19 protein-coding genes are annotated in these 23629 nt (G+C 71.3%); 8 read left to right on the plus strand and 11 right to left on the minus strand.

Annotation, left to right across the window (positions count from 1 at the left end):
• Nucleotides 1-67: 67 nt before the first annotated feature.
• Entirely contained in the window at nt 68-550 is a 483-nt protein-coding gene (locus tag KYK13_RS27440) for a peptidylprolyl isomerase (protein ID WP_223635381.1), read from the minus strand.
• Nucleotides 551-624: 74 nt separating this feature from the next.
• Entirely contained in the window at nt 625-1902 is a 1278-nt protein-coding gene (locus KYK13_RS27445) for a dicarboxylate/amino acid:cation symporter (protein WP_223635384.1), read from the minus strand.
• Between the two features lie 70 nt (nt 1903-1972).
• Between KYK13_RS27445 and KYK13_RS27450 the strand changes: the two genes are divergently transcribed.
• Entirely contained in the window at nt 1973-2611 is a 639-nt protein-coding gene (locus KYK13_RS27450) for a hypothetical protein (RefSeq protein ID WP_223635386.1), read from the plus strand.
• Here KYK13_RS27450 and KYK13_RS27455 read toward each other — a convergent pair.
• From KYK13_RS27455 to KYK13_RS27475, 5 genes are all read right to left on the minus strand, one after another.
• Complete coding sequence (locus KYK13_RS27455) at nt 2590-3363, minus strand: DNA methyltransferase (protein WP_223635388.1); 774 nt, start codon at nt 3361-3363, stop codon at nt 2590-2592. The genes KYK13_RS27450 and KYK13_RS27455 overlap by 22 nt on opposite strands.
• 78 nt (nt 3364-3441) lie before the next feature.
• The gene (locus tag KYK13_RS27460) at nt 3442-4398 is read right to left on the minus strand and encodes a DUF2381 family protein (protein WP_370645173.1); all 957 of its coding nucleotides are present in this window, start codon (nt 4396-4398) and stop codon (nt 3442-3444) included.
• Nucleotides 4399-4474: 76 nt separating this feature from the next.
• On the minus strand, nt 4475-6346 hold the full coding sequence (locus KYK13_RS27465) for a serine/threonine-protein kinase (protein WP_223635390.1): 1872 nt from the start codon (nt 6344-6346) through the stop codon (nt 4475-4477).
• A 434-nt stretch (nt 6347-6780) separates the two neighbouring features.
• On the minus strand, nt 6781-7938 hold the full coding sequence (locus KYK13_RS27470) for a TfuA-like protein (protein WP_223635393.1): 1158 nt from the start codon (nt 7936-7938) through the stop codon (nt 6781-6783).
• Entirely contained in the window at nt 7935-9089 is a 1155-nt protein-coding gene (locus KYK13_RS27475; protein WP_223646792.1) for a YcaO-like family protein, read from the minus strand. The genes KYK13_RS27470 and KYK13_RS27475 overlap by 4 nt, the downstream gene beginning before the upstream one ends.
• Nucleotides 9090-9210: 121 nt before the next feature.
• On the opposite strand from KYK13_RS27475, the gene KYK13_RS27480 reads away from it, so the two are divergent.
• The 5 genes from KYK13_RS27480 to KYK13_RS27500 all read left to right on the plus strand — a co-directional run bounded on the left by KYK13_RS27480 (nt 9211) and on the right by KYK13_RS27500 (nt 12155).
• Nucleotides 9211-9687 (plus strand): peroxiredoxin, encoded by a 477-nt coding sequence (locus KYK13_RS27480; protein WP_223635397.1) that lies wholly within the window; start codon nt 9211-9213, stop codon nt 9685-9687.
• Between the two features lie 149 nt (nt 9688-9836).
• Nucleotides 9837-10409 (plus strand): RNA polymerase sigma factor, encoded by a 573-nt coding sequence (locus KYK13_RS27485; protein ID WP_223635399.1) that lies wholly within the window; start codon nt 9837-9839, stop codon nt 10407-10409.
• Nucleotides 10409-10954 carry a zf-HC2 domain-containing protein gene (locus KYK13_RS27490; protein WP_223635402.1) on the plus strand — a complete coding sequence of 182 codons (546 nt, stop codon included), beginning with the start codon at nt 10409-10411 and terminating at the stop codon, nt 10952-10954. Before KYK13_RS27485 ends, KYK13_RS27490 begins: the two co-directional genes overlap by 1 nt.
• A 5-nt stretch (nt 10955-10959) precedes the next feature.
• Nucleotides 10960-11448: a hypothetical protein gene (locus tag KYK13_RS27495; RefSeq protein WP_223646794.1), complete on the plus strand. Its 489-nt coding sequence runs from the start codon at nt 10960-10962 to the stop codon at nt 11446-11448.
• 74 nt (nt 11449-11522) lie between these two features.
• Complete coding sequence (locus tag KYK13_RS27500) at nt 11523-12155, plus strand: DUF4136 domain-containing protein (protein ID WP_370645174.1); 633 nt, start codon at nt 11523-11525, stop codon at nt 12153-12155.
• A 7-nt stretch (nt 12156-12162) separates the two neighbouring features.
• Here the strand turns inward: KYK13_RS27500 and KYK13_RS27505 are convergent, their stop codons facing one another.
• From KYK13_RS27505 to uvrA, 3 genes are all read right to left on the minus strand, one after another.
• Nucleotides 12163-13308, minus strand: coding sequence for a chemotaxis protein (locus tag KYK13_RS27505; RefSeq protein WP_223635405.1), 1146 nt, complete (start codon nt 13306-13308; stop codon nt 12163-12165).
• Between the two features lie 128 nt (nt 13309-13436).
• Nucleotides 13437-13997 (minus strand): glutathione peroxidase, encoded by a 561-nt coding sequence (locus KYK13_RS27510; protein WP_223635407.1) that lies wholly within the window; start codon nt 13995-13997, stop codon nt 13437-13439.
• Between the two features lie 34 nt (nt 13998-14031).
• Nucleotides 14032-19335, minus strand: coding sequence for an excinuclease ABC subunit UvrA (uvrA, locus tag KYK13_RS27515; RefSeq protein WP_223635409.1), 5304 nt, complete (start codon nt 19333-19335; stop codon nt 14032-14034).
• Between the two features lie 169 nt (nt 19336-19504).
• On the opposite strand from uvrA, the gene KYK13_RS27520 reads away from it, so the two are divergent.
• Entirely contained in the window at nt 19505-20515 is a 1011-nt protein-coding gene (locus KYK13_RS27520; protein WP_223635411.1) for a serine protease, read from the plus strand.
• Nucleotides 20516-20538: 23 nt separating this feature from the next.
• On the opposite strand, the gene KYK13_RS27525 is transcribed toward KYK13_RS27520, so the two are convergent.
• Nucleotides 20539-21123 carry a DUF2378 family protein gene (locus KYK13_RS27525; protein WP_223635413.1) on the minus strand — a complete coding sequence of 195 codons (585 nt, stop codon included), beginning with the start codon at nt 21121-21123 and terminating at the stop codon, nt 20539-20541.
• Nucleotides 21124-21494: 371 nt separating this feature from the next.
• Here KYK13_RS27525 and KYK13_RS27530 point away from each other — a divergent pair, with 371 nt between their 5' ends.
• Nucleotides 21495-23627 (plus strand): M4 family metallopeptidase, encoded by a 2133-nt coding sequence (locus tag KYK13_RS27530; protein ID WP_223635415.1) that lies wholly within the window; start codon nt 21495-21497, stop codon nt 23625-23627.
• The last annotated feature ends 2 nt before the right edge of the window (nt 23628-23629 follow it).

A 23629-nucleotide genomic window follows, 5' to 3' on the forward strand; every position in this document is an offset into this window, starting at 1 on the left:
GGGGCGCAAGATAGTGCACGCCCCCCGGGGGCACGAAACGCTCCGTGCCCGGCCCCGCCGAAAACGACTACCCGTGCGCGCCGCCCGGGCCGTGCACGTGGCCGTGCGCCAGCTCCTCCTGCGTCGCGTCACGCACCTCGCGCACGGTGACGTCGAAGTGGAGCGTCTTGCCGGCGAGCGGGTGGTTGAGGTCCACCACCACGGAGTCCGGGTTCACGGCGATGATGCGCAGCGGGACGTCGCCGTCCTCCGTCTGGGCCATCAGCGTCCCGCCCACCTGGGGCAGGTAGGTGGAGGGCAGCATGGAGCGGGGGACGTTGCGCACGCCCTCCGGCTTGTGCGCGCCGTAGCCCTGCTCCGGCGTCACCACCACCTGCTTGCTCTCCCCGGTGGCCAGGCCGTCCAGCGCGCCCTCCAGGCCGGGGACGATCTGCTTGTGCCCGTGCAGATAGGCGAGCGGCTGGCCCGGGGCGTTCTGGTCGATGATCTGCCCGTCTCCCAGGTGGAGGCGGTAATCGAGGGCGACGACGCGACCGTTGGCGACTTTCATGCGGCGCAAGCTCCTTGGCTTCGGAAGACAGCGGATGGGACTTCGGTCAAAGGTGGAACCGGGGCGAGGCCACGTCAGGCGGTGGGGGACTCCACCGCCTCCTCCCCGACCGGCCCGTCGAGGGGCTCGCCGCGCGACACGTATACGGCGGCCGCCAGGTCTCCGGTGACGTTGAGCACGGTGCGGCACATGTCCAGGAAGCGGTCCACGCCGAGGATGAGGCCCAGCCCCTCCACGGGGATGTGGAACATGCCCAAAATCATCGCGATGACGGGGATGGAGCCCGCCGGCACGCCCGCGGTGCCGATGCCCGCCAGCACGCAGATGAACATGATGGTCGCCTGCTGCGTGAGGCCCAGCGGCACGCCATACACCTGCGCGAGGAAGAGGACGGTGACGCCCTCGAAGAGCGCGGTGCCGTTCTGGTTCATCGCGGAGCCGGCGGTGAGCACGAAGCGCGACACGTTGCGCGGCAGCTTGAGGTTCTCCTCCGCGACCTTGAGCGCGGTGGGCAGCGTGGCGCTGGAGGAGGACGTGGAGAACGCGGTGACGATGGCCAGCCGGCAGGAGCGGAAGAACTCCACCGGGTTGCGTCCGCCGAGGAAGCGCACGGACAGCGAGTACATGACGAACATGTGGATGCCCAGCGCCAGGAGCACCACGCCCACGTACGACGCCAGCTGTCCCAGGATGTGGAAGCCCAGGCGCGCCGTCATGGAGAACAGGAGCGCGCCCACGCCCACCGGGGCCAGCTGGAGCACCCCGTCGATGAGCTTCATCATCACGTCGTAGAGGCCCTGGATGACGTCCTTGAGGCGCTGGGCGGGCTCGCCCGGCGTGAGCGCCAGGCCCAGGCCGAAGATGAGCGAGAAGACGATGAGGCCGATCATGTCCCCGTCCGCCGCGGCCTTCAGCGGGTTGGTGGGCACCATGGACATGAAGATGGCGCCCGCGGACGTGTCACCGGGGGGCGGCGCGGCCTTGATGGACGTGCCCGTGCGGGCCAGGGCGCGGGCCTCGTCGCTCAAGCCGTCACCGGGCCGCATCGTGTTCACGAGCAGCAGGCCGATGAGCACGGAGATGACGGAGAAGACGACGGTGTAGCCGAGCGTGCGGGCGCCCAGGCGGCCCACCTGCCTCATGTCCAGCTCCGCCACGCCGACGACGAGCGCGGAGAACAGGAGCGGCACGACGAGCATCAGGAGCAGGCGGATGAAGATCTGCCCCACGGGGTTGGTGACGTGCTCGACGGTCCAGGTGAGCCAGTCCGCGCTCCCGGAGGCGGCGTTGCACGCGAGGCCGGCCACCGCGCCGACGGAAATGCCGAGGAGCATCTTCTGATGGGGCTTCATGCGGGGCGAAGCCTACCGGCGAAAGGGGGTGGCGCCCACCTCACGTTCGGGGGAAAGCTGCGGATCCATCGTGGAATCCCTCGTCCAACTGACCGAGCCCGCCCTGCCCTCGTCCCTCTTCGACCGGCTGACCCGGCGCGTGGGGGCACTGAAGGGGGAGCGCCTGCGGCACACGTATCAGACGACGTTCTGGTACGCCTTCGGGCCGCCGGAGAACGTGGTGGAGGAGGTCATCCACGCGCTGCGGCCCCGGGTGACGAAGGGCTGGAAGATCGCGGGCGTGGAGTGGTGGCTGTCGCGGATGCGGGCGACGGACGTGCGGGTGGACTTCCACCAGGACCGGGATGAGCGGCTGGCGTTGGCGACGGGGAAGCTGGTGCACCCGGTGCGCTCGTCCGTGTTGTTCCTCAACCGGGTGCGGGGCGGCGCGCTGGCGGTGACGCGGGAGCTGCCGTCGGAGCGCAACCCGTCGCTCGCGCCGGACCGGCTGGAGGACCTGACGCTGGTGGCGCCGCGTCCCAACCGGCTGGTGGTGTTCGACGGGACGCTGACGCACGGGGTGTTGGACGCGGACAACCAGGTTCCGGACGGCAAGCTGCCGGGGCCGTCGCGCGAGCGGCGCACGCTGGTGATGAACTGGTGGGGCCACCGTCCCACGGACGTGCCCGCGTGGAGCGAGACGCGCTTCTACCGGGCGCTGGCGAGCTGACGGGCGGTCTCTCGCAGGCGGTGGGTGACGCGCTCGGCCCACTCCGGTTCGACCTCCATGCAGGCAGGGCGGCGGCCCAGGCGCAGGGCGGCGGCGGGCATGGAGCCGCTGCCGGCGAACGGATCCAGCACGGTGTCGCCGGGGCGGCTCCAGGTGCGGACGAGCGGCTCCAGCACGGAGAAGGGCTTGTGGTGCGGGTGGCCGCCCCAGTGCGCGGCCTCGGCGTCGTCGTCATAGCCGCCGACGACGGCCCAGACGGTGGGCGCGTCCCCGGGGGCGAGCGGCGGCGCGGGCGTGCGGGCGATGACGAGGGCGACCTCGTAGACGCGCAGCATCTGCTCGTTGGCGTTCTTGTCGGTGGTGCGCTTGCCCCAGACGTACTCGCCGCGCAGGTGGGTGTAGCCCAGGTCGCGGGCGGCGCCGAGAATGGGCTCCTTGCCCAGCAGGTTGGTCCAGATGATGAGGGGCGCGTCGGGGGTGAGGTGCCCGGTGGCGCGCGTGAGCCAGGCCTCGGAGAAGGCGCGGTAGTCGCGCACGGACTCGAAGCGGACGATGGGGTTGCGGTCGATCTTCTTGTTCGCGCGGGGGTCGCGAAGGTCGCCGCCCTTGCGGCGCCGGGTGAGCAGGCAATAGGGCGGGTCGGTGTGAAGCAGGGAGGCGCGGGTGTCGCCGAGGGCGGCCCGGTAGCCCTCGGGCTCGCGCGCGTCGGCGCGGACGCAGCGCAGGGATTCGGGCGTCAGGTCGGTGGTCATCGTGTGGAGCGCACCCTACCCGGCATGGGGGTGGAGGTGCCGGGATTCTGGCACGCTCGACCGAGCGGGGCTTCGGGCTCAGGGGAATGTGATGTCATTCCACTGCACGGTCCGACGCCCCTCCGCATCGGAGACATTCAGCTGATACCCATCCAGCTCCGGGTTGTTGACCTCGAACTCCAGGACCAGGGTCACGGGAGCTTCCGCCGTGATGGGCCCGGACTGGGCGGGCGGCAGGGAGTCCCACTCCTTGCCATGGCGGTCGACCAGCACCACCCGACCGATGTTCCATGGCTTCTTGTCGGCCGCCCTCAAAAACAACTTCACCGCCCGCCGTTTCCCAGACGTGAACAACGCGCTGTTCTCAATCTGGAATGCGCAGGGTGCCTTGCAGCGCAATGACATGGCGGCGCGCTCAGCCGAAACGCCAGGAAACTCCGTCGCGGCCAGCAAGAGCCCCCGAAACCCCGTGAGCTCTCGTGTGCCTCCCACCGGTGAGCCGAGCCCCTCTCGCAAGCGCTCCAGCTCCGCGCGCAGCTGCTGCACCTCCAGGCGGTACGACTCCACGGAGCGGGCTCGCCGGTAGATCTCCACCTGCCGATCCACGGCACTCGAATCCACCACCAGGGTCAATGCCAGCCGTGCGGCGAGCGTCGGGCTCGCATCCTTGAAGGGAATGGACAGCCGCAGGGTCTCCCCCTGCCGCAATTCATTGGACGGAATGAGCACCAGGACCGAACCGCCCGTGCTCACCCGGGCGAATTGCGCTCGCGCCTCCAGGCTGACCTGGTCCTGCTGGATATCGGCATCGAAAAGCAGCGTCGTGCTCACCCCAGGCCCGATGCGGATGGGACGCGTCGCCGACTCCACCTCCCCCACTTCGATCCGGAGTGTCCCCGCGTCCGCATCCTTCTTCACGGGAGGAGCCGCCAGGACACTGGCTGACCAGAGCAGAATCGGAAGCGCGACGAACAGACAGGAGGGCACGGTGGGGAGGGCTCCTCGAACCGGGACAGCAGCGCCCTCTTCTACCACGGAGCTTCATGCATGCCCGGCGCTTGATTCTGACCCACCTTGGTGAGTAGGCGCCGATGAGAGAGAGACGGCGCGGCTACTCCTCCCGGGGTACGTTGAGCCGCTTGACCATCATCACGTCAAACAGCTGGATCGGCACGTAGCGGAGCTCGCGGGTGTCCTCCGAGTAGCCCTCCATGTTCTGCGGCCAGCCGAAGTCACGTGCGGCCCTGTCGTAGACCTCCATGCAAATAGGGAATGCTCGCCCATCGGGAAGGGTGGCCTCCGTGAAGAGGATCCGCGTGAGGCCGGGCGCGAAGATGACGCGACCCGAGACCTTCGAGCCCACCGGCAGTTGGCCGCGCGTCCGCCCCGCATAGTGGATCCGCCCCGTGATGGGGCCTTCACGGATCGCCATCTCCTTGCGGTCGCTTTCCTTCAGGAAGACGCCATCCCATGGGGTTCCCCACTCGAGCCTCAATGCCGCCATGGCTTCTTTGGCTCCGCGCGGGCACGGTTCGCCTTCATCCCTGCGGGAGTTGGCATTGCCGCCCGCGCAGGACACGCCCACGCACGCAGCGACGGCCGCTCCAGCGATCTTCCGCATGACGCCGCCATCCGCTCGCAGGGGCTTCACGGACGGCGTCGCAACCTCGGGGGGGACGGGTGGAGTCGGCTCCACCGCGGCCGCCACACCCGCATCCGGGGAAGACGCCACCGCGAGCACGGCGGCATCGGGAAGACTCGGGGTTGGAGTCACGGACGAACTTCCTTTCTCAGACACAGGCGCAACGGCAGGAGGAGGCCGGTCCGGCGTCAGTCGCGCCAGCCCGAAGATCAAAAAGCCCAGCAGGAGTGCCCCCAGGCCGAGCACGGCCCCGGTGCGACGGCGCGGAACAAGCGGCGCGTCCCGCACGGCGGGCTGCACCGGAGGCTCCGGCTCCCTGGCACGGGCTGGCAACTCCGTGGAGCCCACGGGGAACTGCGACAGCGACACCACGCCCCGGTCCTGACCGGACGCTTCCGCGTCCGCCGGGACGTCCAGCGACACCTTCCAATCCGCGTGACGCTTGTCCTTGGCCGCGTCCCAGAGCGCCTGCAGCAGCGTCTCCGTCCCCGAGTAGCGATCCTCGGGGCGCTTGGCGAGCAGCCGCATCGCGATGTCCGACAGGCTGGAGGGGACCTTGGGGTTGATGTCCTTCGGCGCGCGCGGCACCACCGTTTCGATGGCGGGCAGCAGCCGGTCGTAGGGCAGCCGCGGATCAAACGCGTAGCCGTCCGTCAGGGACTCGTAGAGCAGCGCGCCCAGCGCGTACAAATCCCCCGGGATGCCCGCGTCGAAGTTCGCCCCCGTCTTCCAGGAGCCCTCGCGCAGGAACGCCACGCACTCGGGGGGTAGCAGGTGCGGTGACGCGGGCGCCACGCCCACCGTCAGCGTGGAGGCGCCGGGAATCCGCGCCGTGCCCAGGTCGATGAGGATGGGCCGCTCATCCAGGCGCCGGATGAGCAGGTTGTCCGCCTTGAGGTCGCGGTGGTGCACGCCCCGGCGGTGGAGATCCGCCACCACCCGCACGACCTCCGTGTAAACGGTCAGCAGGTGCGCGGCCGTGGGCTTCACCCGCCAGCGCCACTCGTGGAACGTCTCGCCATCCACGAAGTCGGTGACGTGGAAGAGGTAGCCGTCCGGCGGCTCCGGCCAGCGATCCACGGCGTGAACTCGCGGCAGGTTGGGATGCGGCGCGCACGCGAGCAGCGCCGCCACCTCCCGCGCGAGCCGCCCGTTCACGTCCTCTTCGTCGCTGGCGTGCTGGTTCGCCGGACGCAACGCGAGCTTCAACGCGTAGACGTTCCCGCCCCGCTCCACCTTGAACACGCGGCCGAAGCCTCCCGCGCCGAGCGACCCGACGACTCGCCAGGGTCCGACGTAGTGGCCGACTTCAAGCTGGTCCGGGTGGAGCGGCGTGGTCATGTCCCTGACTCAATCCGAGACACAACCTGGCAGGTGGTGACGTCAACCGGCGCGCCCAGGACCGGCGAGGGCGCCTTCCCGGCCATCTCCCACCGCGGGGGTCGGATTCCCCGCAATCCCCGGGCGTGCCCGGCCGATGACGGCGCGGACCCACTTGGCGGAACCACCCAGGGAGCGGTGTTCAATGCGGACAACCTCCGGGGTTGACCCTATCGAGCCCTGCGGGGCTGTCACGTTTTTTCGTGACGCAGCAGGAGGGCCGCCCCTGAACAGGCGTCCAACCCGCCAGGCCGTCTTGGGTTCGCGGAGGTTCGTGAAACAGGTTTCAGCCCGCGCCGCTGGGACGGGGGGCCCTGACTGGGATTGCGCGCGGACGTGCGTGCCCGCGTCGCGGGGACACGTCCTCGTGGCGCTTCAGCGAAACCGGCGAACGGCTATTCGCTGTCGTCCGCCTCGGCCAGCGCGCGGGCGGCCTGCTCCCACTGGCCGCCCAGACGGGCTTCGGAGGCCAGGGCCTCGTCCCAGGAGGGACCGTCTGGCAGCAGCCGCGATGCGTGCCGCAAGGCCAGGCGTTCCAGCGCTCGCGCTTCACACAGCCGGCGCAGCTCCAGTCCGTCGAGCCCGTTCGCGGCGAGGAAGGCGTCCCGGCGGGAGGCACGGACCTTCCGCGCGTCCCACCACGCGGCCTCCTCCTCGGCGATCTCCTCCTCTGTCGCTTCGAGACCCAGCGACCGCACCCAGCCCGCGAGCAACGCGCGCCGCAGTCCCGCCTCCGCCCAGGCCTCCGCGTCCGGTGCGCCGCGCAGCACCTCCATCACGCGCCCGGAGTCCACGACCTGCGAACCCACGCGCGTCACGTCCTCCATCAGGCGGCGGCGCCGCACCAGCGACGAGGGATTGCGCCGCGCCCCCGGCTGCGGTGGTACCGCGCGGCTCACGAACTCCGCGCCCGCGCGCACGCACTCGATGGCGTCCAGCTTCTTGAGGTCCTCCACTCCGCCCGCGAGCCAGGCGTCCCAGGCTTCGCGCACGGGCCGGGTCCACGCGGGCTCCACGGCCTCGCGGATCCGCGTCCAGGTGCGCTCCTGGTAGAAGAGGCCCGCCGCCGCGTCCACCAGGGCCTGTGCACCGGAGCGGCTCAGCACGCGCGCCTTGCGTGCCTGCTCCGCCGCGTGCCGCACGTTCACCAGGGGCACGGTGAGGGGACGCCAGCCGTGTTCAGCGTCCGCGTGCAGCAGCGCCACCTCCGAGTCGTCCACCGCCACGCCGTCGCGATACCAGCCGAAGATGCGGCCCACGCCCACCATGCCGTGCGCGGACAGCTCCGCGGCGCGCAGCGCGCCCATGCTGCCTCCGCCGAACACGGCCACGCCTGCCTCCAGCGCCGCCAGCAGCTCGTGGTGCCAGACGGAAGGCTGCGCCTCGAAGACGCCGTCCACCAGCACCAATGCCCGGGGCTTGAGCGCCAGCGCCCGCCACACGTCCCCCTGCCGCGCGGGAGGCAGCACCGTGCACGGCGCGATCCGCCGTGCCTCCTCCGCCGGCAACGAGGGGCCCAGGAACACCACCAGGTCGTCCGTCCGCCGCTTCACAGGAGCTCCGACACGCGCATGCCCGGCACCACGACCTTCCACACATGAAGCCCGGGCACGGGCGCGTCCAGCGCGACGCCCGCCACCCGGCTGAAGCCCGCGCTCTCCAGCAGCGACAGCACCGCGCGCGCCTTCGCCGCCGGGGTCCTCGCGCGCCGGTCCGCCCCGTCCGGCATCGCGTCCACTGCGCGACGGGGCCGCACCTCCGCCAACGCCTGCGCGAACCCCAGCGTCGCTTCACGGTCCGCCGCCGCCACGTCCTCGCGAGCACCGTGGATGTCCGTCAGCCGCGACTGCGCGGCCTCGAGCAGGGCCTTCAGCAGCGCCTCGTCCCGGTCCATGGCGCACGCGTAGCCGGCCGTGAGCGGCACCGGTCCCTCATCCGCGTCCACCAGCACGGCCGCCGCCACGGGCAGCCCCACCCGTCCCCGCGTCCGGGGCGCGGGCGTCACGTCGAACAGGTAGGCGCGAAACCCGCGCTCCCGCAGCGCCGCACTCAGCGCGGCCGTGCGCGGCGCCCCGTCCACCAGCGTCTCCGGCCGCAACATCCGCCCCACCACGCCCTCCTCCGACCAGCCCTCTGGCAGCGCCCGCGCCAGCTGGTCCCGCTCCGTGGCCTCCAGCAACGCGTGCAGCAGCGCCGGCTCCGGCTCCGGATGCGCGCCGGAGCCATTCGTCGTCCACGCGACCGACACCGGCCCCAGTTCCACCGTCCCCGACGGCGGGCAGTACACGCCCTGCGCCGGCACCCAGACCCGCGCCTCCCCGTCCAGCGTGCGCGCCTCGCACCACGCCAGCCGCACCTGCGGCCCCGCGAGCCTTGGCGCCACCACCGCCCCCGCCGACCCGAGCGACTCCACGCCCCAGACCCCGTCTCCTGCCCGCTCCAGCTCCGCCCGGGTTCCCCAGCGCAGCCGCTCCGGCCGCACCGTCTCCGCCGCCCACAGCTCCGCCGTCTCGAAGAGCGCGCCCCGGGCCGCGGCCTCGAACCCGAGCCCCTTGCCGTTACATACCTGGAGCACGTGCCCCCCCGGACGCACCGCGCAGGCAACCTCCACGCCAGTGCGGTCCAGGCCGGTGACCCGCGCGACCCGGGTCACGCCCAGGCCCCGGGCCAGGGCATCCAGAAAAGAAGGGGAGACAGAATCCATCAGGTCAGGCGACACGGCGGGGCACCTTAGCGGACACCCGGCGCGGCGCGGCATGGGATGGCGGGGAAAACGTGGTAGGGGAAGGGCAACACCCCGCCGTTGGGGATGGAGCACGCATCGAATGATTGCCGTCGGAGACCTCGCTCCAGACTTCGCCGCGCTCGACTGCCACGGCCAGACCGTGCGCCTGTCGGAGCTGCGAGGCCGGCGCGTCGTGCTCTTCTTCTTCCCCCGCGCCTTCACCGTGGGCTGCACCATCGAGAACCGCGCGTTCCGGGACAACCACGAGCGGATCCGCGAGCTGGGCGCGGAGCTGGTCGGCGTCTCCGTGGACACGCTCACCACCCAGTGCGACTTCGCCGAACAGGAGGGCATCCACTTCGCCCTCCTGGGAGACGATGAGCGGCGGATCAGCCGCGCCTGGGGGGTGCTCTGGCCGGTCCTCAACATCGACCGGCGCGTCACCTTCATCATCGGCGCGGACGGCGTCGTCGAACACGTCATCCACCACGAGGTGCGCGTCTACCGCCACCTGGATGACGTGCTGAAGTACCTCCAGGCCCACCCCGCCCCGGGCGCCCCCTCCGCCTCCGCCTGAGCCCCCGGCCCGCCCGCCTGCCCGGTAGCAGACGTCTTCCCGCGCATCCCCCACGGAAAATGCGGGCCGGAAAATAACCTTCCGCCCCCTGGAGGGTTGGAGCCCCTGTGAGCGGACGGGTCCTAGGACTGGTGCGGCCCGATGGGGCCGTGAGCGCTCTCTCGGATGAAGCCCTGTGCGGGGCCTTCCTCGCGGGGGACGCGACGGCGTTCGGCCAGCTCTTCGAACGGCACCGGGGGCTCGTCTTCTCGCTGATGCGCCGCTACACCGTGAGCGCGGAGGACGCGGCGGACCTGACGCAGCAGGCGTTCCTCCGGGCCCTGGAAGCGTCGCGGCGGGTGTTCTCGCGCTTCACGCCCACCACGCCCACGCCCTTCCGGTCGTGGCTGGTGCGGGTGGCGCTCAACCTGGCGAAGAACCACGCCCGCCAGGGGCTGCGGTGGCGGCCGGTGCTGGTGGGGCCGGTGCTGGACGACGTGGCGGCGGATCCGGGCGAGGGCGCGGACGCGTCCCTGGAGCGCACCCAGCAGGGCCAACGGGTGCGCCAGGCGGTGCTGGCCCTGCCCCGCCGTCAGCGCGAGGTGCTGACGCTGCGGGTGGACGGCGGGCTGCCGTTCAAGGACATCGCGGAGACGCTGGGCATCACGGAGAACAACGCGAAGGTGCAGTTCCACCACGCGGTGAAACGCTTGAAGGCCGACGTAGCCGGGGAGACGCAGTGATGGGTGCGTGCGTGGAATACGAGGAACTGGCGAGCCTCCACGCCGCGGAGGCGCTGGAGGGCGAGGAGGCCGCGCGCTTCCAGGCCCACCTGGAGTCCTGCGCGGCCTGCCAGGCGGAGGTGGCCTCCGCGCGTGAGGTCCTGGGCCTGGTGGCGCTGCCGCCCCAGACGCCCGTGGAGGTGCGCGCGCAGGAAGGCCTGGGCTCCAGGACCCTGGCGGCCTGGCGCCGTGAGCAGACGCGCCGGGGGATGAGCCGCCGGGCGCTGGGCTCGCTCGCGGCCGTGGCGGCGGTGGTGGCGCTGATGCTGGGGCCCTCCGCGCTGGAGCGGTTCAAGGCGCCCCATCCGGCGGTGACGCCGGCCGCCGTGAAGTCCGTGAGCGCCCGCGACGAGTTGGACGCGCGGACGGTGGCCGCCTTCGAGGCATGGGCCGGGTTGGATCCGCTGGACGACGATGGCCCGGGATACGGCATGGACGAGGACCTGACGTGGGATGGCGACGACGCCGACCTGGACGGGGACTTCGACCTGGGAGAGACACTGTGAGGACGATGAAGCGGATGACCTGGGCGCTCGCGCTCGCGCTGCCGGTGATGGCGCTGGCGCAGCCCGGGCCGAAGGAGCTGGGAGGCCGAGACCCCGACCGCATGGCCCGGGCCGAGCAGCGGCAGCGGCTGCGGCAGGTGCTGGAGCTGGCGGACGTGCTGGAGCTGGACAGCGCGCAGGCCCTGAAGGTGGATGAGACGCTGCGCCGCTTCGAGGAGCAGCGCCGCCCGCTGCGCGAACAGGTGCGGGACTCGGCGCGCATCCTCCACCTGGCGGCGCGCGGGGACAGCGCGGCGCTGGGTCAGGTGGACGCGGCGGCGCAGAAGGTCTTCGACGCGCGGGCGCGGATCGCCGCGCTGGACCGGGAGCTGTACCAGACGCTCGCCAAGGACCTGTCCCCGCAGAAGCGCGCGCGGCTGGCCATGGTCATGGCCCGCTCCGAGGGCGCGAAGTGGATGAAGGCCAGGGGGCCGAAGGAAGCGCGCGGCGACTGAGGCCGTCCCTCCCGCGGGTCGGAGGCGGACGGGCGGGCACGGGCGGGGCATCCCTGGGGGCCATACCCACCGTCATGGCTGTCACCGTGTCCCGCCCCAGGGACGCGCCCGTCCTCCTGGAGATCGCCATGCGCCTGCTGTCCCGTGTACTTCCCCTGCTCCTGGGCTTGGGGCTCGCGTCCTGCGCGCACGTCAAGGTCGGCACCAACTACGACCCCGCTGCCGTCCAGCGCATCAGTGACTTCCGCACCTATGCGTGGCTGTCGCATCCCCAGCAATCAAAGGACTCGCGCATCAACAACGACATCACCGACGCCCAGGTCCGGGAGGCGGTGAATAGCAACCTCCAGGCCCGCGGCTACCAGTTGGTGGATGCGGACGCGAACCCGGACTTCCTCATCGGCTGGCAGGGCGCCATCAACACGAGGCTGTCCGCGGAGACGGTGGACAGCTATTGGGGCTACCCGTGGGATCCCTTCTGGGGCGCGTACTACGGGCCCTCGCAGACGTACGTGCGCCAGTACGACGTGGGCACGCTCATCCTCGACGTGGTGGACGCCCATGCGAAGACGCTCGTCTGGCGCGGAACGTCCCAGGCGGACCTGGGCGACACCCCGAGCATCCAGACCAACAGCGGCAAGCTTCAAAAAGGCGTGGAGAAGATGCTGAAGGAGTTCCCGCCCAAGCCGCCGAAGGAGAAGAAGTAGGCGCTTCTCAGTGGGCGCGCCGCCACGCCCGCGTGAGCAGCACGCCCCCCAGGAGCCCGCCCACGCCCAGCAGCACCGCCAGCAGCGCGAGCCAGAGGAACACGCGGTCCACCAGCGGGGTCAGCCGGTCGAACGCGTGGTCCACCCAGCCGCGCGCCAGGCCATCCAGTTGCTGGAGCGTGGCGATCCGCTCGGCGTGCAGCGCGTCCACCACCGCCTGGCGCTCCCGGTCCACGTCCGCGAGCACCCCCTGCCGCTCGCCGGTGAGGTACGCCTGGAGGCCCAGGCGTTCGGCGTGCACCGAGTCCAGCGCCGCGCGGCGCTCGCGTTCGAGGATCGCGGGCGAGTTCGCGGCCACCGCGCCCACCCTGTCCAGCAGGTCCACCGTGCGCCCCAGCTCCGCCAGCGCGGACTGGACGGTGGGGGCCCGCAGGGCATCCACGGCGACCAGCTCCGCCTGCCAGCGCGCCTGCCGGGGCAGGCTGGTCGCATAGAGGTCCACGCGCGCGGTGAGGTCGCGCGTGTCCTCGACGAGGCTGGCGGCCGTGGAGCGCAGTCCTCCGCCCGGCACGTTCGTGAGGGAGGCCAGCAGCTCCGTGGTGGAGACGCGGGTGACGAGCGGCCCGGTCAGCGGATTCGCCGCGGCCCAGGCGTGCACCTTGTCACGGGTCTGGGTCGCGTCCTCGCGGCCGGTGACCCCGCGCCACTCGGCCTCCAGCTCGGACTCCAACGCCCCCAGCGAATCATGCGCGTGCGCCAGCAGCTCCGGCGATGCCCCCACGGCGGTGCGCGGCAGTGAGTCCTCGAGCTGGGCCAGCAGCGCCCAGGTGTCGATGAGGGCGGCCACCGGATCCGGCTGGAAGAGCGCGCTCTGCACGGCGGGCACCGCGTTGGCCTTGAAGCGCAGCATGGCCGAGGCCACGTGCGGTGACCCGGAGCGTGCGGCCAGGTCGTCCGCCAGGGCTTCAATCAATCCGGAGAAGCGCCGGGCCAGGTCGCGCACGCGCGTGCGCATCACCGCCACGGACAGGTCGGAGCGTCCCACGCGCGTGGTCAGCTCCGAGCGCTGCGGCGCCAGCGACGCGCAACCACCGCACAGCAGCACGAGCAGCACCACCGTCACGACGCGCGCGGAAGGGAGAACCGGGGACATGGGCCGGGCCCCAAGCTGCGCACGCCCTGCCCCGCCGCCGAGCAGTCCTCCGGGACGGAGCCAACGTCGGACGTCCGACTCCCGGCGGGCCCCCTGTCAGCAGGGGCCCTGCACCGGGGGAACCGCCGTCACTTCTCCGCGAGCGCCTTCTCGATGGCGGCCTTCAGCTCCGGGCTGTCGGGCGTGACGCTGCTGGGGAAGGCGGCCTTCACCTGGCCGTCCTTGCCCACCACGTACTTGTGGAAGTTCCACTTCGGCTCGCCGTGTTCCCTGGCGAGGAACGCGTAGACGGGGGACTGGCCCTCGCCCTTCGTCTTGACCTTCTCGAACATGGGGAAGGTGACCTTGAAGCGCAGCTCGCAGAACCGGGCGATCTGCTCGGAGGAGCCCGGCTCCTGTCCGCCGAAGTCGTTGGACGGGAAGCCCAGGACGACCACGCCCTTATCCTTGTAGCTGTCGTAGAGCGCCTGGAGGCCCTTGTACTGCGGCGTGTAGCCGCACTCGGACGCGGTGTTCACGACGAGGGCGACCTTGCCCTGGAAGTCCGACAGCTTCTCGGGCTTGCCGTCGAGCCGGTTGGCGGAGAGCTGGTGGAAGGACATGGCTTTCTTCTCGGTCTTGTCCTCGGCGGAGGCCACCGGGGAGAGGGAGAGCACCGCTGCGGCGGTGAGGAGCAGGGAGGTTCTCATGGCGACCGCAGGATGCCGGAAGAGGCGCATCGATTCACCGTCCGCGTGAGGCGACGCGCGCCCGGGGTTCTTCAGCGGAAAAAACCGACTTGAGCACCCGGCCCGTGGGCGTCTTGAGCTTCGCCACCTCGCGTGGCGTGCCCTCGCCCACGATGCGGCCACCGCCCTCGCCGCCCTCCGGCCCCAGCTCCACCACGTGGTCCGCCGCGGCGATGACCGACGGGTGGTGCTCGATCACGACCAGCGTGTCGCCCCGGTCCACCAGCCGGCCCATGAAGGTGATCAGCTTCTCCACGTCACCCAGGTGCAGGCCCGTGGTGGGCTCGTCGAGCACGTACAGCGTGGGCTCATGGCGGGACGTCGCCGTCAGCTCCGCGGCCAGCTTGAGCCGCTGCGCCTCACCGCCGGACAGCGTGTTGGAGCCCTGCCCCAGTTGCAGGTAGCCCACGCCCAGGTCCGCGAGGCACTCCAGCGGCGCGGCGACCTTGGGCAGCGCGCGGAAGACGTCCTTGGCCTCGTCCGCGGACAGGCGCAGCACGTCGCCCACGGTCAGGCCGTGGTAGCGCACCTCCAGCGTGGCGGCGTCGAAGCGCGCCCCGTTGCAGGCCTCGCAAGGCGTGACGACGTCCGGCAGGAAGGACATCTCGTGGGAGATGGCGCCCTGCCCTTCGCACACCTTGCAGCGGCCGCCGCTCGCCGTGTTGAAGGAGAAGCGAGCGGGCCCGAAGCCGCGGATCTTCGCCTCGGGGGTGGCCGCGAACACGCGGCGCAGCTCATCCCAGATGCCCAGGAACGTGGCGGGCACCGAGCGCGGCGTGCGCCCGATGGGCGACTGATCCACCGACAGCACCCGCTTGATGGACTCCGTGCCCTTGAGCGCGTCGAACGCGCCGGGCTTCGCGGTGACGAGTCCCAGCTTGTCGCGCAGCGCCGGGTACAGCACCTGCCGGATGAGCGTGCTCTTGCCGGAGCCCGACACGCCGGAGACGACGTTGAGCCGCCCCACCGGCAGCTTCAGGTCCACGCGCTGGAGGTTGTTGGCGCGAGCGCCCTTCAGCTCCACCCAGGCCTTGGGCTCACCCCGGCCGGATGGAGGCCGCACCTGCGCGGCCCGCAGCGCCTGCGCGGTGGGCGAGTCCGACTCCAGCACCACGTCCGGCGTGCCCTCCGCCAGGATGTGGCCGCCACCCCGGCCGCCCGTGGGACCCAGGTCCAGGAGGTGATCCGCGGCGCGGATGGTGTCCGAGTCATGCTCCACCACCAGCACCGTGGAGCCCGTCTCCACCAGCGCGCGCAGGTTGTCGAGCAACCGGTGCGTGTCGCGCGGGTGCAGACCGATGGTGGGCTCGTCCAGCACGTACATCGCGCCGGTGAGGCCCGCGCCCAGCTGCGCGGACAGCCGCAGGCGCTGCATCTCGCCGCCGGACAGCGTGGCGGCGTTGCGGTCCAGGGACAGGTAGCCCAGGCCCACGCGCTCCAGGAACTCCAGCCGCCGCAGCATCTCCTGCCGCGCCGTCTCGCCCAGCAGCGCCCGGTCGCCCCTGAGCTTCCAGGTGCGCACCCGCGCGAGCGTGGCCGTCACCGACGCCTGGACCACCTCGTGGTAGCGCGCGCCCTCCAGCCGCACCGCGCGCGGCACCGGGGCCAGGCGGGTGCCCCCGCACGTGCGGCACGGGGCCGTCTCGCCCTCGGCCATGGCGGAGGCGCCGCCCTGCACGCCGGTGCCCTCGCACGACTCGCAGCGGCCCTGCCTGGTATTGAAGGAGAACCAGCGCGGATCCAACTCCGGCACGGCGGTGCCGCACTTGGGGCAGGTGCGCTCGCTGGACAGGAGTGTCTCCGCCTTGCCCGTGCGCAGCTTCACCGCGCCCTTGCCCCAGTTGAGCGACGCCTCGAACAGCTCGCGCGGCAGCTTCGCGAGCCTGCCCTCGTACATCACGAGGTCGATGTCGTGCTCCTTCGTCTTCGCCAGGCGCGGCGGGTTGTCCGTGGACGCCAGCTCCCCGTCGACGATGGCTTGCGTGATGCCCGCGCGGGCCGCCGCGGTGAAGACATCCAGGTACGTGCCCTTGCGCGAGCGCACCGCGGGCGCCAGCACCTGCCCATCGCCCTTCGTCGCCAGCACCTGCGCGTAGAGCGCCGCGGGCGTGGTGGCGCCGATGGGCGTGTCGTCATGCGGGCAATGCGGCTCGCCGATCTTCGCGTACATGAGCCGCAGGTAGTGGGCCACCTCCGTGACCGTGGCCACGGTGCTCGTGGCTCCCGCGCGCGACGTGCGCTGCTCCAACGCCACGGTGGGCGGGATGCTGCTGATCCGCTCCACGTCCGGGCGCGGCAGCGTGGGCAGGAACTGCCGCGCGTACGGCGTCAGCGTCTCCAGGAAGCGGCGCTGCCCTTCCGCGAAGACGACGTCGAACACCAGCGAGCTCTTGCCGGAGCCACTCGGCCCCGTCACCACCGTCATCTTCCCCAGCGGGATGCGGCAGGACACGTCCTTGAGGTTGTGCTCGCGCGCATGCTCCACCTCGATGGCGGGCGGCGCCTCCTTCCCGGGGCGGCGCAGCTTCACCGCCTTCGCCAGCGGCTTGCCCTCGCCCCGGAGCGCGGCGGCGGTGGCGCTGCCCTGCGCCTTCGCCACGTCCGAGGGCGTGCCCTCCGCCACCAGCCGGCCACCGTCGCGGCCGCCCTTGGGCCCCAGGTCGATGATCCAGTCCGAGCCCTTCATCACCGACACGTCGTGGTCCACGACGATGACGCTCGCGCCCCGGTCCACCAGCGCGTGCAGGGACGCCATCACGTGGCGCACGTCCTCCGCGTGGAGGCCGGCGCTCGGCTCGTCGATGAGGAAGAGCGTGCCCTTCGCGTCGCTCGCCAGCGCGCGCGCCAGCTTCAGGCGTTGCGCCTCGCCGCCGGACAGCGTGGACAGGGGCTGGCCCAGGGGCAGATAGCCCAGGCCCAGCCGCTGCGCCGGCCCCAGCGTGCGCTTCAGCGCCGAGTCGTCACCGAAGTGCTGGAGCACCTCGTCCACCGTCATCTCCAGCACCTGCGCCACGCTGAAGCCCTGGTGGCGGACGGCGAGCACCTCCTCCTTGAAGCGCCGGCCCCGGCACACCGCGCACAGCAGGGCCACGTCCGCGAGGAACTGCATCTCCACCGTCTCGTAGCCCTCGCCGCCGCAGGCCTCGCAGCGGCCCTTGTCCACGTTGAAGGAGAAGTGCGCGGACGTCAGGCCCCGCGCCTCCGCGTCAGGCTCCGAGGCGAAGCGCTCGCGCAGCCGGTCCCACGCCTTGGTGTACGTGGCCGCGTTGCCGCGCGACGTGCGCCCCAGCGGGGACTGATCCACGAAGGTGATGGCCTCCACCTGCGCCCCGCCCTCCACCGCCGCCACGTCGCCGGGGGCCTCCACGTCCTTCACGCCCAGCCCGCGCGCCAGGTGCCGGTAGAGCACCTCGTCCATCAGCGTGCTCTTGCCGGAGCCGCTGGGGCCGGTGATGGCGCACAGCACGCCCAGCGGCACGCGCACGGACACGTCCTTGAGGTTGTGCTCGCGCGCCTCGCGGATGACCAGCTCGCCCGTGCGGGCGCGCGGCGTGCGCGCCTCCTCCGCGCCACCGGACAGCATGCGGCCGGTGGGCAGGTCCTGCCGCTTCGCCAGCGCCTCCGGGGTGCCGTCGAAGCACAGCTTGCCGCCATGGCGTCCCGCGCCAGGGCCCAGCTCCAGCACGCGGTGCGCGGAGCGGATGATCAGCGGATCATGCTCGATGACCAGCGCGATGTTGCCCCGGTCCGCCAGCTCCGCGATGGCCTCCGTGAGCGGCGGCACGTCCCCCGGGTGCAGCCCCACGGTGGGCTCGTCCAGCACGAAGAGCGCGCCGGTGAGCGACGTGCCCAGCGCCGCGGTCAGCGACACGCGCTGCGCCTCGCCACCCGACAGCGTGCGCGCGGGCCGGTCCAGCGTGAGGTAGCCCAGGCCCACGCGCTGCAGGTAGCGCAGGCGCGCGGACAGTTCGCGCCGAGCCAGGTCGCCCTGCCCCGTGAGTGTCTTCAGCCCGTCCAGCCGCGCCAGCGCGTCCGTCAGCTCCAGGCCGTGCCAGCCCGGCAGGTCCAGGCCGCCCACGCGCCACGCGCGCGCCTGCTCGTTGAGGCGCGCGCCGTGACAGGCCTCGCAGAGGGTGTACGCGCGGTAGCGCGCCAGCAGCACGCGCACGTGCATCTTGTATGTGCGGCTCTCCATCCACCGGAACCACGCGCGCACGCCCGGGTACACGCGGCCGCCGTCGTAGTCGCCCTCGCCCTGGAGCACCGCCTCGCGCTGGGCGGCGGTGAGCTTCTCCCACGGCTTGTCGAAGGGGATGCCCTTCTGCCGGCAGAAGCGCTGGAGCATCTCCCGCTCCCAGGTGGTGGACGGGCCGGACCACGGACGGATGGCCCCCTGCGCCAGGCTCAAGCCCGGGTTGGGGATCACCTTCCCCCAGTCGATGCCGATGGTGCGCCCGAAGCCCCGGCACGGCGCGCACGCGCCCACCGGGCTCTGGTAGCTGAAGAGTCCCGGCCGCGCGGGCTCGAACTCACGCGCGCACCTGGGACACACCAGGCCCCGGCGCAGCTTCGTCGGCGCGGTCTCTGGAAGAAAGAGCAGCGCCTCGCCCTCCGCGCGCGCCCACGCGTCCTCCAGCGCCTGGGTGACGCGGGACAGGTTCGCGTCCGTCAGCTTCACCCGGTCCACCACCACCTGCGCCACGCCCGCGGGGTCGGTGGCCTCGCCCGGCTTGAGCGTCTCCAGCTCCTTCACCTCGCCCTGCACCATCAGCCGGTGGTAGCCGTCCTTCAGCAGGCGGGCGCGCACGTCGAGGAACGCGGCCGTGTCGGGGATGCGCACGGGATACGTGAAGACAGCGGGCGCGTCCGGGTGCTCGCGCAGCGCGGCCTGCGCGGCCACGCGCGCGTCGGTGCGCACCGCCTCCAGGCCACAGTCCGGACACACCGGCATCGCCTCGCGGGTGAAGAGCGCGGAGAGGTACGGCTCCACGTCCGCCAGCGTCGCCACCGTGGAGCGCGAACTCTTCACCGGCGCGCGCCGGTCCACCGCGACGCCCGCGGCCACAGGCTCCAGCGCATCCATGGGCGGCCGCTCCAGCCGCTCGAGGAACTGCCGGGCATACGGGCTGAAGCTCTCCACGAAGCGGCGCTGGCCCTCCGCGTAGAGCGTGTCCAGCGCGAGGCTCGACTTGCCGCCTCCCGACACGCCGGTGACGCAGACGAACTCCCCTTCGGAGAGATCGACGGACAAATCCTTGAGGTTGTGGGTGCGGGCGCCGACGAGGTGGGTCTTGTGCATGCCGGCCGGAGGTTTAACGACCGGACACTCTGCCGCCAATCACAACCTGACGGCCAACATCGACCCGCCCGGGTGGGTTGGGTGGGGGGCGGGCAGGCTGATACAACGCACTGCGGCCGGACGGAGGAAATGTCTTACGCTGGGAATGCCGGCCGAACGGGGGTGGCCCATGTCCGACGACGTCCAGGCACGCCGTGCGCGAGCCGAAGAGGCCCTGCGACGCACGAGTGCCTCCCTGGTGTTGCTGGACCTGGGCGGCCGCACCGCCACGGGCTTCGTCATCTCCGATGAAGGCCACGTCGTCACCAGCCTGCACGCGGTGTCCAGCGCGCGCGCCATCACCGCCGTGCTGCCGGATGGCCTGCGCTCCCCGGTGGTGCAGGTGGCGGCCGTGGATGAACGGCGCGACCTGGCCGTCCTGTGCCTGTCCGTCCCGGACCTGGTCCCCGCCCTCCCGCTGGGCCCGTCCACGCTGCCCTCGGAGGGAGAGGCCCTGCACGTGGTCCAGGCCCACGCGGACCGCCCGCCGGAGTCGCGCCCCCTGGAGGTCCGCGCGGTGCAGGTGCTTGGCGAATGGCTCACCCTGCTGGAGCTGACGCGCACGCTGCCCGAGGACGCCTCCGGGTCGCCGGTGGTGGACGCGCGGGGACAGGTGGTGGGGCTGGCCACCGCGGCGCTCGCCAACGGCCGCGCGCTGGGGCTCGTCATCCCGGCGCGCTACATCGCGCCGCTCCTCAAGACGCTCGGCCCGCCGCGGCCCCTGTCCGCGTTGGATGCGCCCCGGCAGCGCGCCACCCGCGTGCGCCAGGTGCCGCAGCACCCCGTGGGCCTGCTGGATGGCTGCGCGACGCCGGCCGTGGAGTCCGTGGCCGCGCTGCTCGGGCAGGCCATCAACGTGGGCGCCCCCGCCTACAACCGGGGCGACGTGGAGGGGTGCTACCGGCTGTACATGCACACCGCCGAGCAGCTCATCGACGAGCGCGACGACTGCCCCGGCGTCCAGCGCGCCCTGCGCGACGGCCTCCTGCGCTGCGAGGCCCTGAAGGACGCGGAGGACCGCGCCTGGGCCCTGCGCGACACGTTCGACGGGTTGATGGACGTCATCGGCCGGTGGCGACAGTCGCGTCCGGCCTCGCCCGCCTCCCCCCTCAAGCGCCCCCCGAAGACGTACCTCAACTAGCGCCGGGAGGGCGCTCGAGGACGTCAGGCGTCGTCCCAGCGGATCCGCAGCGAATAGGTGTAGTCACCGCGCTCCAGCACGTCCACGCGCGGCAGCACCCGCGTGCGGCGCAGCACCTGCTCCATCACCCCCGCCACGAACTCTGGCAGCGGATCCGCGTCCACCACGCGCGCCCGCCACTCGCGCGCCCGCACCGGCTCCAGCATCAGCTTCATGTCGTCGCGGCCCGCGCGCAGGTACGTGGGCAGCCGCGCCAGGCACCGCTCCGCGCCCAACAGCGGCGCCGCCGCGGCGAAGATGCGCCCCACCAGCGTCTGCGCGAAACCCTCCACGTAGTGCGTCCCCAGCACGCGGTTGGCGTCCTCGCTGGCAAGGCCCGGGCACGCATGCCGCCGCGCCACCGCCAGCGACGCGCGCCACACCTCCAGCGGAAGCAGCTCCTCGTCGGAGTCCGGGTCGTAGCCCACGTCGCGCAGCGCCTGGGCGAACAGGCCCGACGGCCTCAGCGCGTGCTCGAACAGACCCTCAAAGCTCCGGCGCGGCACCCGCACCGGCAAGACCGGAAGAACGGGCGTCTCCCGCTTCTCAGGATGAATCCACGGCTCCATGTTTCAACCCCCCCAGGGTCCAGCCCCCCGCACCATCCCGGCCGGGAAACCGTGTCTCAGTGTATCAGCCTCCGCGCGTCCGGCCCGCCTGCCCGGTTGCCGCCCGGATGTATTTTTTCCAAGTATTTCCCCCGAATTTCCCCGGGCGTCGCGTGCTGATCCATGACGTTCCGCGTCGGGGATTTCGGGAATTCGGGTCGTGATGGACCCCCGCTGAAAGTAAATATTTCGTATCAACCGCTGAATTCACAGGAAGTCCACCATCGTTATTCCGTGAATTCTGGGATGGCGCGTTATCTTCTTCAGGCCATCGGAAACTCCGGTGTTCGTCGTGCGAGAATTGTTCATCCCCCTTGCAGTGTGAGTGATCAATGACCATTCGCCGCACCGAAGGTTCGACGCCCGTAACTCTCCGTCCCACCACCGACACCTCCGCGCCGGCGAAGGCCAAGAACGTCCTTCGCGTGAAGGACGGCTTCGAGTCCGTCTCCCGCACGGGCGCCGCCGCTGGCGCGCAGCCCACGGCCGCCGCCGCGGCGACGACGCAGTCCTCCTCCACGCAGGCCACGTCCGCGCAGCCGGGCCGCATCCCGCTGGACAGCAAGGAGGCGCAGCAGGCCATCCAGACGTCCCTGAAGTACCTCACCCCGCCGATGACGGCCTCGTCGCTGCTGGCGGCGAACAAGGCCGGCCCGACGCTGGCCCCCAAGAGCGTGGAGGTGGACGAGCTGGGCATGACCCACGTTCGCCTGGACCGCATGCACGAGGGCGTGAAGGTCTTCGGTGAGCAGCTGATCAGCCACCTGGGCGCGGACGGCAAGGTGACCAGCGTCACCGGCGAGCAGAACCCCATCCCGGCGGGCCTGGGCACGCAGAAGCCGAAGCTGGCCCCGCAGCAGGCCATCGACATCGCGAAGAAGGAGCTGGGCGGCAAGGCCGACAAGCAGCCCTCTTCCGAGCGCGTCATCTACCAGGACACGGAAGGCAAGTACCACTCGGCCTACCAGGTGGAAGTGACGCAGATCGCCGGCCAGGAGAAGCCGAAGAAGCAGAACTACATCATCGACGCCAACACGGGGAAGGTGCTGGAGACCTTCAACAAGATCGGCGGCTGGACGAAGAGCGCGCCCGCGGCGCTGCAGGTCAACGGCACGGCGAGCCCCAACGTCGCCATCCCGGACAAGGGCCAGGTCCAGTCGAAGATCAACATCCCGGACGGCGTCACGGTCGACAAGCTGTCGCTGGACCTGACCATCAAGCACACCTGGAGCGGCGACCTGAAGGTCTCCGTGACCAGCCCGTCCGGCAAGACCGCCGTGGTGCAGGACCGCAAGGGCGGCTCCAAGGACGACATCATCGGCTCGTTCGACCTCTCGGAGACCTTCAAGGGCGAGAGCGCCAAGGGCGAGTGGACCATCACCGTCGAGGACAAGGCGGCGCGTGACACGGGCACCCTGAACAACTGGAGCCTGAACATCACCGCGAAGGAGACCACGCCTCCGCCGACGGATCCGCAGAACCCGCCCACGGGCAAGGCGGACGACCTGTCCATGTACAGCGGCCACGTGGACCTGCAGACCACGCAGAACGCGGACGGCACGTTCTCGCTGGAGGACAAGACGCGCGGCAAGGGCATCGTGACCTACGACGCGATGAACAAGTCCACCGCGTCCGGCCAGACGAAGATCAACGACAACAACGACAAGTGGGGCGAGGCCACGGACCCGGAGCGCGCCAAGGCCGGCATCGACGCGCACTACGGCGCGGCCATGACCTACGACTTCTACAAGAACATCCTCGGCCGCGACTCCATCGACGGCGCGGGTGAGAAGCTCGTCAACTACGTGCACGTGAAGAACAACTACGTGAACGCGTACTGGGACGGCGAGAAGATGAGCTACGGCGACGGCGACGGGAAGCAGTCCGGCCCGCTCACCACGCTGGACATCGCGGGCCACGAAATCACCCACGGCCTCACCGAGCGCACCGCGGGCCTCGTCTACAGCGGCGAGTCCGGCGGCCTGAACGAGTCCTTCTCCGACATCATGGGCACGGGCGTGGAGTGGTACGCCGCGCAGAAGAACCCCGAGGCCAAGTGGAACTGGACCGTGGGCGAGGCCGCCTGGACCCCGAACAACGGCGATCCGGACGACGGCCTGCGCTACATGAACGACCCGACCAAGGACGGCTACTCGGTCGACAACTACAAGAACTACCCGAAGCAGACGGAGGTGCACGGCTCCAGCGGCATCTCCAACAACGCCTTCTACCTGCTGGTGGAGGGCGGCAAGAACCGCACCTCCGGCCTGGAGGTGAAGGGCGGCATCGGCATGGAGGACGGCCTGAAGATCTTCGGCCGCGCCCTCACCACGTACATGACGCCGAAGACGAACTTCGCGCAGGCCCGCGAGGCCACCATCAAGGCCGCCACCGACCTGTACGGCGCGGACTCCAACCAGGTGCAGAAGGTGAAGGACGCCTGGACCGCGGTGGGCGTGAACTAGTC

Origin of the sequence: Corallococcus sp. EGB (genome assembly GCF_019968905.1) — a bacterium.
Taxonomy (GTDB): domain Bacteria; phylum Myxococcota; class Myxococcia; order Myxococcales; family Myxococcaceae; genus Corallococcus.